This is a genomic window from Sporosarcina luteola (genome assembly GCF_023715245.1).
In the GTDB taxonomy this organism is placed as follows: domain Bacteria; phylum Bacillota; class Bacilli; order Bacillales_A; family Planococcaceae; genus Sporosarcina; species Sporosarcina luteola_C.
Map to the genome: position 1 here is coordinate 179,186 of NZ_JAMBNV010000003.1, position 12,289 is coordinate 191,474.

11 protein-coding genes are annotated in these 12,289 nt (G+C 44.0%); 10 read left to right on the forward strand and 1 reads right to left on the reverse strand.

Annotated elements, in window-relative coordinates; all coding sequences use genetic code 11:
* Positions 1-22: 22 nt before the first annotated feature.
* Complete coding sequence (locus M3152_RS14915) at positions 23-652, forward strand: hypothetical protein (protein WP_251696269.1); 630 nt, start codon at positions 23-25, stop codon at positions 650-652.
* Positions 653-734: 82 nt separating this feature from the next.
* Here the strand turns inward: M3152_RS14915 and M3152_RS14920 are convergent, their stop codons facing one another.
* Positions 735-1,535: a class I SAM-dependent methyltransferase gene (locus M3152_RS14920; RefSeq protein WP_251696271.1), complete on the reverse strand. Its 801-nt coding sequence runs from the start codon at positions 1,533-1,535 to the stop codon at positions 735-737.
* A gap of 257 nt (positions 1,536-1,792) precedes the next feature.
* Between M3152_RS14920 and M3152_RS14925 the strand changes: the two genes are divergently transcribed.
* The 9 genes from M3152_RS14925 (at position 1,793) to M3152_RS14965 (ending at position 12,246) form a co-directional block, all read left to right on the forward strand.
* Entirely contained in the window at positions 1,793-3,001 is a 1,209-nt protein-coding gene (locus tag M3152_RS14925) for an RtcB family protein (RefSeq protein WP_435371952.1), read from the forward strand.
* 412 nt (positions 3,002-3,413) lie between these two features.
* On the forward strand, positions 3,414-4,178 hold the full coding sequence (locus M3152_RS14930) for a transporter substrate-binding domain-containing protein (RefSeq protein ID WP_251696275.1): 765 nt from the start codon (positions 3,414-3,416) through the stop codon (positions 4,176-4,178).
* A 152-nt stretch (positions 4,179-4,330) separates the two neighbouring features.
* Positions 4,331-4,975, forward strand: coding sequence for an amino acid ABC transporter permease (locus M3152_RS14935; RefSeq protein WP_251696277.1), 645 nt, complete (start codon positions 4,331-4,333; stop codon positions 4,973-4,975).
* The gene (locus M3152_RS14940; RefSeq protein ID WP_285847227.1) at positions 4,972-5,700 is read left to right on the forward strand and encodes an amino acid ABC transporter ATP-binding protein; all 729 of its coding nucleotides are present in this window, start codon (positions 4,972-4,974) and stop codon (positions 5,698-5,700) included. The genes M3152_RS14935 and M3152_RS14940 overlap by 4 nt, the downstream gene beginning before the upstream one ends.
* 118 nt (positions 5,701-5,818) lie before the next feature.
* Positions 5,819-6,190 (forward strand): nuclear transport factor 2 family protein, encoded by a 372-nt coding sequence (locus tag M3152_RS14945; RefSeq protein WP_251696279.1) that lies wholly within the window; start codon positions 5,819-5,821, stop codon positions 6,188-6,190.
* Positions 6,191-6,441: 251 nt separating this feature from the next.
* The gene (locus tag M3152_RS14950; RefSeq protein ID WP_251696282.1) at positions 6,442-8,472 is read left to right on the forward strand and encodes a catalase; all 2,031 of its coding nucleotides are present in this window, start codon (positions 6,442-6,444) and stop codon (positions 8,470-8,472) included.
* A 521-nt stretch (positions 8,473-8,993) separates the two neighbouring features.
* A complete protein-coding gene (gene nhaC / locus M3152_RS14955; protein WP_251696283.1) occupies positions 8,994-10,412 on the forward strand; it encodes a Na+/H+ antiporter NhaC in 1,419 nt (472 codons plus the stop codon).
* Positions 10,409-11,275, forward strand: a complete 867-nt coding sequence (locus M3152_RS14960) for an MBL fold metallo-hydrolase (protein WP_251696285.1) — start codon at positions 10,409-10,411, stop codon at positions 11,273-11,275. The genes nhaC and M3152_RS14960 overlap by 4 nt, the downstream gene beginning before the upstream one ends.
* 68 nt (positions 11,276-11,343) lie before the next feature.
* Positions 11,344-12,246, forward strand: coding sequence for an acetamidase/formamidase family protein (locus tag M3152_RS14965; protein WP_251696287.1), 903 nt, complete (start codon positions 11,344-11,346; stop codon positions 12,244-12,246).
* The last annotated feature ends 43 nt before the right edge of the window (positions 12,247-12,289 follow it).

Genomic DNA, 12,289 nt, shown 5'->3' on the forward strand with positions numbered 1-12,289 from the left:
TGAACAATGGGAGGCATACATAATGAATCTAGAAGAATCACGAAGGCTACAATTCCAGGTTCCGGACCTTCGTAAAAAGGAATTGCGGTCAAAACTGACAGCTTCAGAACAGCAGGAATTGGATAAAGGGAGAGCCATCATGGCTGAAGAATACCCGAATCGCACAACTGAGCAATATGCGGATAAGGTCAGATTAATGGCCATAAGAAACTTCACAATCAAAGACACGACACGCAAAGAATCGCTTTTTCAAAAGCTGTTCAAAGAGGTAAATCCTAAAGAATACAGACTTCAGTTCCCGAATGAGGAGGATGATGTGGCGGAGTATACTTTTCCTTTCACATTCGGCCTTGACCTCCGTCAATTGATGGAAGATGTCGGGCTCGAAATGGATTGGCCGAAAATGTTGCCGGTAGATGACGGCATGTGCCATACAGATCCGCTTGAAGAGGATGATAAGGAATGGTTTGAAGCTTTCCCGGATCCTGCTTGGTGCGCCTTAAAACTGCAGGAGGCACAGAAACTGGAGGAGAAAGCCGCTGCTCATGGTGAAGAGATGGTGCAGGCGATTCAGTGGATCAAGAGACACTGGGAGAATGGGTATAAAATCTACGCGGACATCGATCCTTGGGAAGAGGACGATCTCGATTGAAAAAAGACAGGGCATCCCGCTGACGGGGCGCCCTGTTTGTGATTCTACATTCAATTCCATCACGACACCAATTACCAAGTAGTTAATCGGTTTTTTTACCTATATACATTATATGTTCAGCGAAACTAAGTAAATCCTCCCGTTCACATACCTGTTCAGCCAAATCCAACCAAGCGTTGATCACTTCGGGTTGGTGCTTGAGCAGTTCTGGCTCGCGAAGATATAAAAAACTTTCGATGTTAATTAAATGCAGTTTTTTAAGGTTGAATTGGTTGAAGAATGGAAGTACATTTTTAGGTGATATGAAAAAGTTGTCTGAAAACCCTTCTCCCGCAAAATCCTCTTCTTCCACTATTTTGTTTAGTTGTGCTTTTCGCTCATTATCTAAAATAAATTCAGGATTACGTATGAGGTAGTCCCAAACAAACGAATAAGAGGAGATGAAGGACACGAAGATAATCCCATTTGGCTTTAGCTTTTTCAAACATTCTTTAATTGTTTTGATTCTATCGTTTTCGCTTTTAAGGTGATACATCGGGCCCATGCATAGAACAAAATCAAATAGATTATCTTCGAATTCGGATAAATCGCGACTATCTGCTTGTATGCCCTTAAGCGGGAGACCAAATTCTTCGGCTTTATTTATTGCAAACTCTACATTGTTTTGCGATAGATCAGCTAATGTCACATCGCAACCATTTTCAGCAAGATATAAAGAATACTTGCCTGGACCACCACCGAGGTCTAATACTTTATCTTTAGGCTTGATATAACGATTTAGGAATCGTTTGGTAAGTTCAAATTCAACTTTGTGACGTTCGAGTCGTTCCCACTCATACTGTACTGTTTCATCATAGAAATTCCTTACAACTTCTAAGTCCATGCTAGATCAATCCCCCTTTCTTATTCATTCAACAAAAAAACTCCCGCCTCCAAGAAATAATTCTGGAAGATGAGAGCTATATTTCATGGTGTATAGTATTACCAATTGTATATTCAATTTTAGGAACTGTCAATATACTCCTTGCTGGCTGAATTAAAATAGTCATAAAAGCGTAGCACCGAAACACTTCAACCTGGATAGGAGTGATGAATTATGAAACAATAACAGAAAGAGAAGTAGAAAGGGCGAGTGCATTCATGAAGAAGAAAATCTTTGGCGTGCATGATGATAACACGTTGCGTCAATTCAAAAATTGCTTGCGGACAGGGCAAGTGGCGGGCGGCGTGCTATGTGCTGATGGGCATTACGGATATAGTCAGCCGGTCGGGGGCGTGGTCGTGTATGACGGCCAGATTTCGCCGTCCGGTGTCGGTTATGACATTGCCTGCGGAAATAAAGCGGTCCGGACCAATTTGAAGTTGGCCGATATTGAAAAGGATATTCCTCGTATCATGGATGAAATTGCGTCTTCTATTTCGTTCGGCTTTGGCCGGAAGAATAAGGAGAAGGTGGACCATGAAGTGTTCGACGATCCCGATTGGGCAGTGTATCAGGAGATCGGCAAGCAGGAACACGACCGACTGAAGAAATTGGCGAAGGACCAATTGGGGACGGTTGGAGCCGGGAACCATTACGTCGATCTGTTAGTGGAGAAGGAGACCGGAGCTGTGTGGGTGGCCAATCACTTTGGCAGCAGAGGGTTTGGCCATAAGACGGCAAGCGGATTTTTGAACTTGGCAATCGGCCGGGATTTTGATGATCGCGCGCCAGGCGAAAGCATGGAGCAGGCGCCGACATTGATTGATATGGACAGCGAATTGGGGGACCTTTATTATCGTGCGATGACGTTGAGCGGGAAATACGCATATGCGGGCAGGGATTATGTGATGGATGAAGTGCTTTCTATTTTAGGTGCAACTTCCGAGTTCGAGGTTCATAATCACCATAACTATGCATGGAAAGAAACTCACTTCGGCAAGGAGTATATCGTCGTCCGAAAGGGAGCAACCCCTTCGGCTCCAGGGCAAATGGGCTTTATTGGGGGGAGCATGGGCGACATTTCAGTCATTGTACGTGGCAAAGAGAATGAAGCGAACGCCGATGCCTTCTATAGCACGGTCCACGGGGCAGGCAGGATCATGAGTCGCACAGAAGCGGCGGGCAGGATGAACTGGAAAACGCGCACACGACGAGGCGGGAAAATCACCCAGGAGCGGATGGATCAAGCCATCAAAAAATATGGCGTGGAACTCCGAGGCGGGGGAACGGATGAAAGTCCATTCGTCTATCGCAAATTGCGCGACGTTCTGGAAGCGCACAAGGAAACGATCGATGTACTGCACGTATTGAAACCAGTAGGCGTCTGCATGGCCGGCGCGAATGAATACGACCCGTTTAAAGATTGAGGTGCCAGATTGAGGTGCCTGTGCACCACACTACTCAGATTATTCACCACAATTGTATATTTTGCATGTGTGAATGCTAATGGAATAATCTTTTCTAGGAGTTTGATCGTATAATTATTCGTTTCATTAAATAGTCATAAATGTTTGTCGCACAGGCACCAGAACAATTCCGACAATACACTACAATTGCATATATTAAAAGCAGGAAAGCGAACACGTCGGTGTTTCGCTTTCCTGTTTTTGAATATAAATACAAATAGTTGAATTGTCATAAATGTACCGTGCACAGGCACCGTTGATTTCTGCATAGTTCCTCTAAATAACCAGTTGAAAGAATGTTTGAAATACGGCTAACAATCTGATTGGGGTTGTGCTATATTTAAGTGGGAAATAACAAAGGGGGAAATGAACTATGAAGAAAATTGGTGCTTTAGTTTTGTTGATGTCAATTATGCTCGTCGTTGCAGCATGTGGCGCTGACAAGAGTTCTGGTTCAGGGGGAGGAACAAAATATAAAGTCGGAGTTGACAATACGTATCCGCCTTTTGAATTTGAAGTAGATGGCAAGCTGACGGGAATCGATATCGATATTATCTCAGCGATTGCAAAGAACCAAGGATTTGAAATAGAATTCGACTCAATGGATTTTGGGGGAATCATCCCAGCAATGCAAGCAGACCAACTTGATATTGCAATTGCAGGTATGAGTATCACTGATAAGCGTAGAGAAGTTGTTGATTTTTCGGATCCGTACTTTGATGCAGGTTTGTCATTAGTCATTAATGACAAAACGACAGATATTACTTCACTTGAGGATTTATCAGGCAAAGTGATTGCTGTTAAAAACGGTACAACTGGCGCCAGCTTCGCTCAAGAACACGAAAGTGAATATGGCTATAAAGTTGTTCAGTTTGATGACAGCCCGGCAATGTTCCAGGAAGTTCAAAATGGAAGTGCTGATGCCCTGATTGAAGACTACCCTGTCATTGCATATGCAATCTCTCAAAACAACCTTGATTTGAAGATTGTAGGGGAGCGCTTAAACGGCGACCAATACGGAATTGCAGTTCTTAAAGGAAAGCACAGTGATGTTCTTAAGAAAATTAATGATGGATTACAAGAACTTCGTGATAGCGGGGAGTACGACGAGATTTTAGCTAAATACCTTGGCGAATAAATGGAACTTTAAAATATAGCGTGTTAGTTGCGCTATATTTTTTTATAGACTCGGAAAGATACTTTTCACGATAGAACCCATACCAATCACTGCTCTGCTATCGCCAAAGCAATACGGAGATAGCGGAGTGTTTTTCATAAGGAGATGAGTTGATGGAGACAATAATTGCCGCATTTCCCTATCTGCTTCTAGGAATGAAAGTAACACTTTATATCTTTTTCTTTTCAATTATATTTGGTTTTTTAATTGGTTTACTAACTGCACTTATGCGATTAACAACTATAAAACCGTTAAATTGGATTGCGAAAGTATTTGTGGATATTATTCGAGGAACTCCATTTATCGTTCAACTGTTCTTCATTTATTTTGGATTGAATGGACTGGAGTTTATTTCATTAGACCGGACAGTTGCTGGGATTTTGACTGTTTCAATTAATGCAGGAGCCTATTTCTCTGAAATAATCCGTGCAGGAATTTTGTCGATTGACAAAGGGCAAACGGAAGCTGCTAGATCCCTCGGTCTTACTAAAGTGCAAACGATGAAAACCATTGTGTTACCACAAGCGTTTCGAACGATGCTGCCGACTATTACTAATCAATCCATTATTAGTTTCAAGGATACTTCACTCCTATCCATTATCGGGATTGCTGATATTGTTCAAAGAGGAAAGGTTCATGCGAGTACAACATTTAAACCTTTTGAAGTATGGTTGACAGTTGGTGTCATTTATTTTGTAATCATCTACCTGATGTCGTTACTTTCCAGCTTTATTGAAAGGAGGTACAAAATTAGATGACGTTGATTCAAGTGAAAAATCTTAAAAAGTCCTTCGGTGAACTCGAAGTACTAAAAGACATAAATGTTGAAATTAAGGAACAGGAAGTTGTATGTGTAATCGGACCGTCTGGTTCAGGTAAGAGTACATTTCTTAGATGCTTAAACCGCTTGGAAGGGATTACGGGCGGTCATGTACTAATCGATGGTAAAGATATAACAGATCCGAAGCTTGATATTAATAAAGTAAGAGAAAATGTCGGAATGGTTTTTCAGCAATTTAATTTATTCCCACATATGACCGTTCTTCAAAATATCATGCACGCACCTTTACAACTACGAAAAGGTGATAAGCAGTCAATTGAAAAGCAAGCCCTTGAGTTGCTGGCAAAAGTGGGCTTGTCCGATAAAGCGAAAGCGTCGCCAAGCGAACTTTCGGGTGGACAAAAGCAGCGTGTGGCAATCGCCCGGGCCTTAGCAATGAATCCGAAAATTATGCTTTTCGATGAGCCTACATCTGCACTTGACCCCGAAGTTGTAGGCGACGTGCTTTCTGTTATGAAACAACTTGCATTAGAAGGAATGACGATGATTGTTGTGACGCATGAAATGGGCTTTGCGCGTGAAGTTGGGGACCGTGTTATTTTTATGGATGGAGGTTACATCGTAGAAGAGAATGTACCTGAAGAATTGTTTGGGAATCCACAGGAAATCCGAACAAAATCATTTTTAAGTAAAGTACTCTAACTATTGATGGGTGCCTGTGTCGTACACTACAATTACGAAAATGGAAATGGAAAGTGAGACACGTCACTGTTTCACTTTCCGTTTTTGAATATCGCCAAAACGAGAGGGTGTTACTCCTATGGAATTGCTTAAAAACATAGCAATGAATTATCTTCAACTGATTGTTGCAGGAGAGATTGATGAGGCTTATGAGAAGTACGCAAGCCCTGAGCTCCGCCACCATAATCCATATTTCCCCGGGGATGGGGAATCGCTGAAGAAGGCGATGAAAGAGAATGACGGCATGAGTCCGAACAAGACGCTTGAAGTGAAACAGACGATTGAAGAAGGGGAAATGGTGATGGTTTATTCCCACATCAAACAGAACCCTGACGATCTCGGAGCCGCAGCCGTCCATATTTTCCGCTTCCATGAGGGGAAAATCGTTGAGATGTGGGATGTCGGCCAACCTGTACCGGAAGAATCACCGAATGAGAATGGGATGTTTTAAAACCGGTGCCTGTGCAGCAAACAATTCAGATTATGCACTACAATTGCATAAGGAAAAAAGAGGGAGTCATTCAAACTAACGTTTGGATGGCTTCATTTTGTATTTATATACCTTAAGTCGAATTGTCATAAATGTATGCTGCACAGGCACCGGGACAATACAGGCACAATTCAATTTAACAGTTTAGTAGTTTGGTACATGGGGAAGAAAGTTAACGACTACTGATATTACTTTGAAAGGATGATGTAGGAGTGGATCAGAAGGACGAACAGTTACAGCATTTCCGGAAGCAGAACACGGGACCGGACAAGCAGATGCAGGAAGAGAGCGGCATGAAGGTGTCGAATGACCAAAAGACGCTAAGGGCGGGCAAGCGCGGTCCTCTAATGATGCAGGATTTCCATTTCTATAAGAAGCAGACGCATTTCAATAGGGAACGGATACCTGAGAAAGTTGTCCATGCGCGGGGGTTTGGGGCGTATGGTGATTTTGAGTTGTATGAATCGATGAAAGACTATACAGTTGCGAAATTTCTGCAGAAGCCGGGTACGAAGACGCCTGTATTTGTAAGGTTTTCGAATTTCATCGGGAACAAGGGATCGAAGGACACGGCGGTGGATATCCGCGGTTTTGCAGTGAAGTTTTATACGGAAGAAGGGAATTATGATTCGCTGGCGTTGCAGTTCCCTGTTTTCATTCTCGCAGACGCGATGAAGTTCATGGATGTGACACATGCTGCAAAGCCTGACCCGATGACGCATACTCCGCAAGCAACTGTGGCGCATGACCGATTCTGGGATTATGTCGTGAACAACCCGGAATCCGCCCATATGGTCATGTGGCTCATGTCCATGCGAGGCCGGCCGAGAAGCTGGCGGATGATGGAAGGGTATCCGATCAACACATTCCGGTTCGTGAATGAAGCGGGTAAGTCGACATTTTTCCGTATGGTTTGGAAGCCGAAGCTGGGTGTCCACTCATTGCTGCTGGATGAAGCAAACCTGATCGGCGGAGTCGACCCGGATTTCCATCGGAATGATTTGATCGAAGCGATCTCGAGCGGTGCTTTTCCTGAATACGAGCTAGGAGTCCAACTGATTAATGAGGAAGACGAGTTCAAATTTGACTTTGATCTATTGGATGACACGAAGTTATGGCCAGAAGAGGTAGTTCCGGTAAAGATCATCGGTAAATTGACGTTGAACCGTCTTATGGACAACTTCTTCGCTGAGGCGGAACAGTCCGCTTTCAATCCCGCGAATCTCGTTCCGGGAATTGAGTTTTCGAATGATCCGGTATTGCAAGGGCGGTCGTTTGCGTACCGCGATACGGAACTATACCGTCAACATTCTGCAAACTACGAGGATCTCCCAGTGAACCGGCCGCTGAAGGAAGCGACGAATAATCTACGGGACAGCTACATGAAGTACCATATTGAAACGGATCATGTCCATTACCATAACAATTCGCTCGCCCAAAACACGCCTGCCGAGACGCCTCCTGAGGAAGGCGGATATGAGAATTATCCTGAAAAAGTCGAGGGACATGTGACTAGGGAACATCCGAGCGATTCATTCCAAGACTATTTCTCACAAGCAAGAATGTTTTGGAACAGCCTTTCATTGCCTGAAAGACAAGACCTTGTCGAATCATTCAGCTACCACATCGGGGGCGTCAAGGACAAGACAATCCGCCAGAAAAACGTGGACATGTTCGCGAATGTCGACGTTGAGATGGCTAGCTTGATCGCTGACAATGTCGGTGTCGAGGCACCAAAAACGACAAATGTCGAAAATGATGAAAGCTATCCTTCCCTCAGTCAGTTGAATTCCCCGCATTCCGCTATGACCCAAAAAGTCGGAGTATTGATTGGCAACGGGTTCAATGGAGAAGAAGTCCAAAGCACGTTGGAAAGCTTCAAGCAGAATGGCGTTCTATTCGAACTGATCGGCGAGAAGCTGGGCACTGTCACTTGCTCAGAGCGGAACGAGCTGGAAGTGGATAAAGCGTTTCTAAACGTCCACCCAGTTCTGTACGATGCCATTTACGTAGTCGGAGGCACTGCCGGCAATCAAATGATGTTCGACCAGCACATCGCTGATTTCATTAAAATGCAGTATATGCATATGAAACCGATCGGCGTTGCAGCAGGCGGTGAACAATATCTCCTAAATACGGAAGAGAATAATATGGATGGTGTCGTCGTCGCCGGAGAAAATCAGGACTTCACCGATAAATTCATTGAAGCCATAGCTCAAAAACGCTTTTGGGATCGGACATAAAAAGAAATCTATGGTGCCTGTGCAGCACACTATTCAGACAATGCACTACAATTGCATATAAAAAAAAGTGGAAGTCATCCCAATTAACGTTTGGGTGGCTTCCTTTCGTATATATATACATTATAATAAATAGTCATAAATGTGTGATACACAGGCACCAAAACAATTCGGACAATGGTAGACGTTTAAAAAAGGCTTGACTTCTCTGGTAGGCATGGTAAGATTCAAAGAATTACTTTTATGCAGAAACATTCCAATTACATAGATAAAGAGAGATGGTGCAGTAATTCGATTGTGTGCAGCAACAAGAGACTGAATGGTTGGTGAGAATTCAGGCAGCAATCAGGGTGAAGTACGCCATCGGTTTTTCTCTATCTGACATGAAGTGGATCGCCGATTTAATATTTGGCTCATCAAGTAGGGTGGTAACGCGGAGAACTCCTTCGTCCCTTTCCAAGGGATGGATGGGTTTTTTTTGTATTCATTTTTAGTAGATTCCTATAGAAAAGGAGATGTCATGAATGAAAAAAGAAATGACTTTTGGACTTTCAATTATCCCAATATTGGCATTAGTAATTTCCGCAGCTTCATCGATTTTCATTTGGAAAGCGGGGATGCATATCCCGTTGCTCATTGGGGTGTTTGCTGCAGCAGTCATTGCGAAAATTTGTGGCTGGCGTTGGGAGAAAATCGAAAAAATGATGGTCAATGGGGTATCCCGGGCATTGCCCGCTGTTTTTATCTTACTGATTATCGGTATCATTGTTGGAACCTGGATTGCGAGTGGTGTGATCCCGACGATGATTTACTATGGCTTATCCATCATTGAACCTTCCTTATTTATTCCGTTGGTGGCACTAATTACTGGAATTGTTTCGATCACATTGGGGAGTTCATTTACCTCCATTGCGACAATCGGGATTGCTTTCATGGCGATTGGGGAGGGGTTGGGATTTCCTCCGGGCCTGGTAGCGGGGGCTGTCATTTCGGGAGCATACTTCGGTGATAAACTATCGCCGTTGTCCGATACGACAAACATCGCACCTGCTATGGCTGAAACAGATTTGTTCAGCCATATAAAGCACATGCTGTGGGACACGATTCCTGCATTTGTCATTGCACTAATTTTGTATTGGGTTGTAGGCCGTTCAGGTGCAGCAACTCATGCTCTGGATACGAATGGAATTGAACTACTCAAAACAGGACTGGAAGGAGTCTTTACCATTCATCCACTTCTGCTTCTGATGCCTGTATTTACAATCGTTTTGATGTTGAAACGTGTACCGGCCATTCCAACGTTAACGATTGTCGGACTTTTAGGAGCTGTACTTGCAGTAAGCGTTCAGGGTTCTTCCATTTCCTCAATCGCGCAAGTCATGACGAGCGGATTTTCAGTGGATTCGGGGGTCGCTCCGGTGGACTCTTTGTTGAATAACGGTGGTCTATTATCAATGTTGGGGACAATTGGCCTGTTAGTCATCGCCACTGCTTTAGGCGGGATTTTAGAAGAAACGGGATCTTTTGAAGTGGTTACAAGAAATATGATAGCAGGTGTCCGTTCAACGGGAACGTTAATCAGCACGACCATTCTTTCAACTTTTGTCGTGGCATTCGCAAGTGGGGCACAAATGTTAGCGATTATTTTACCTGCAAGAACATTTGTCCAAACATATAAAGACATGGGAATCGACACGAAAAACCTTTCCAGATGTGTTGAAGCGGCGGGTACGGTAGGCATTAACCTTGTCCCGTGGAGTGTTCCTGCGATTTTTGCAGCAAGCATTCTAGGCGTCAGTCCAGGAGAATTTATTCCATATGCATTCTTTGCGTTTTTAGTTCCGCTAATTAATATCGTTTTCGGCTTTACGGGCTGGACGATTACGAAGAAGAGCTATCAGAAGGAAGATGAAATAAACACGGAAGGAGCTATTTCGCTATGAGCAAGGTCGTTTTACATGTGTTAGGAACGGCTCAAGATGCCGGTCTGCCACATCCAAATTGCTTTTGTGAAAACTGTACGGAAGCCATAAAAAATCCAACGTTTAGGCGCACAGCAGCATCGTTAGCCATTGTGCTGCCTGAAGAGAAGGCTTGGCATTTGATCGACGCAACACCAGATTTGAAAGAACAGATGGCGAGGGTACAGATGAAGCACAATCTGCAAGGGCAACTCATGTCGAGCGTCTTTTTGACACATGCTCATCTAGGCCACTATCCTGGATTATTGTTTTTAGGAAGAGAAGCGATCGGTGCAAATAAAGTACCAGTACTGGCAGGGGCAAAAATGAAGAGACTTTTGGAAGAACAGGCGCCTTGGAGCCAATTAACAAAACTCAATAACATTGACCTACAAGAAATACATGATGGTCAAGCGATTGCTGTTTCACCGGAAGTCACCGTTACACCTGTGGATGTCCCCCATAGAAATGAATTTACTGAGACATTTGGATTTTGGATTACAGGGACGGAGAAGAAAGTGTTGTACATTCCGGATATCGATCGATGGGAACAATGGGACACGGATATTTATGAAGCGTGCAAGGAAGCGGATATCTGCTTACTTGACGGCACATTTCATTCCACCGAAGATCTTAAAAACATTGGCCGGGATTATCGGGAAATCCCACATCCGCTCATGACAGAAACAATGGATCGATTACAAGATCTAGTGGAGCAAACTGAGATTTATTTCATTCATCTCAATCACTCAAATCCCGTGCTTGATAAGGAGCGAGCGGTTCGGAATGAGCTGGAAATGAAGGGCTTTCATATTGCGGAGGAAGGTATGGAGTTTGTTTTGTGAAATTGGTATAAATCAAGAAAGTTTAGTATACTCATGGAAACTATCTTGCATAGAGAGGGGATAGGTTGATGACGAAAATTGGCTGTGACGAGGGGATCATCTATGAATTCAATAAGGTGCATGAACCGATACGGACCATCCCGGCCGGTTCAACGGTCACGATTCAAACGTACGATTGTTTCCAAAATCAAATTCAATCAGCTGATACGGAAGTAACTGCAATCGATTGGAATAAAATCAATCCGGCGACGGGGCCTCTTTACGTAGAAGGCGCGATGCCGGGAGACGTACTGAAAGTGAAGATCGAACGGATCGACATCGGGGACCAAGGCGTCATGGTTGTCGGACCGGAATTGGGTGTAATGGGACACGCTTTATCCAAAATGGAATCCAAGATCCTCCCTATCAAAGATGATCATGTCCTGTTCAATGACTTGCAAATCCCTGTGAATAAAATGATTGGTGTCATAGGCGTTGCGCCAGAAGGGGAAGGCGTCAATTGCGGAACGCCAGGAGCACATGGCGGCAACATGGATAATAAAATGGTGACTGAAGGAGCGACGTTGTACTTTCCGGTATTTGCAGAAGGGGCATTGTTCGCGCTAGGCGACTTGCATGCCGCGATGGGCGACGGTGAAGTGAGCGTATCTGGAGTTGAGGTTGCAGGGGAAGTTACCGTGACGCTTGATGTCATCAAAGGCGTGTCATTGCGTCATCCGATGCTTGAGAATGAAAAAGCATTCACCCAAATAGTATCCGCTCCGACGTTGGACGCAGCAGCAAAAACGGCAGCAATCGAAATGATTGAGCGCATTGCCGACAAGTCATCTCTTCCAGTAAGCGAAGTGACGATGCTTATGAGCGCAGTCGGCCAATCGGAAATCTGCCAAATCGTCGATCCACTCATGACAGCAAGATTCGTCGTGCCGAAATGGGTGCTTAGTCAGCTAGGTGCTTCTTTTTTTGAATGAAAATGTTAGCAACTACTAATAATCTAAGAAACAGTGCTTTACA

What these genes read in the sequence shown, in the direction of transcription:
- M3152_RS14915 (WP_251696269.1), top strand. Translation starts at nt 23, where the DNA reads ATGAATCTAGAAGAATCACGAAGGCTACAATTCCAGGTTCCGGACCTT.
- M3152_RS14920 (WP_251696271.1), bottom strand. Translation starts at nt 1,535, where the DNA reads ATGGACTTAGAAGTTGTAAGGAATTTCTATGATGAAACAGTACAGTAT.
- M3152_RS14925 (WP_435371952.1), top strand. Translation starts at nt 1,793, where the DNA reads ATGAAGAAGAAAATCTTTGGCGTGCATGATGATAACACGTTGCGTCAA.
- M3152_RS14930 (WP_251696275.1), top strand. Translation starts at nt 3,414, where the DNA reads ATGAAGAAAATTGGTGCTTTAGTTTTGTTGATGTCAATTATGCTCGTC.
- M3152_RS14935 (WP_251696277.1), top strand. Translation starts at nt 4,331, where the DNA reads ATGGAGACAATAATTGCCGCATTTCCCTATCTGCTTCTAGGAATGAAA.
- M3152_RS14940 (WP_285847227.1), top strand. Translation starts at nt 4,972, where the DNA reads ATGACGTTGATTCAAGTGAAAAATCTTAAAAAGTCCTTCGGTGAACTC.
- M3152_RS14945 (WP_251696279.1), top strand. Translation starts at nt 5,819, where the DNA reads ATGGAATTGCTTAAAAACATAGCAATGAATTATCTTCAACTGATTGTT.
- nhaC (WP_251696283.1), top strand. Translation starts at nt 8,994, where the DNA reads ATGAAAAAAGAAATGACTTTTGGACTTTCAATTATCCCAATATTGGCA.
- M3152_RS14960 (WP_251696285.1), top strand. Translation starts at nt 10,409, where the DNA reads ATGAGCAAGGTCGTTTTACATGTGTTAGGAACGGCTCAAGATGCCGGT.
- M3152_RS14965 (WP_251696287.1), top strand. Translation starts at nt 11,344, where the DNA reads ATGACGAAAATTGGCTGTGACGAGGGGATCATCTATGAATTCAATAAG.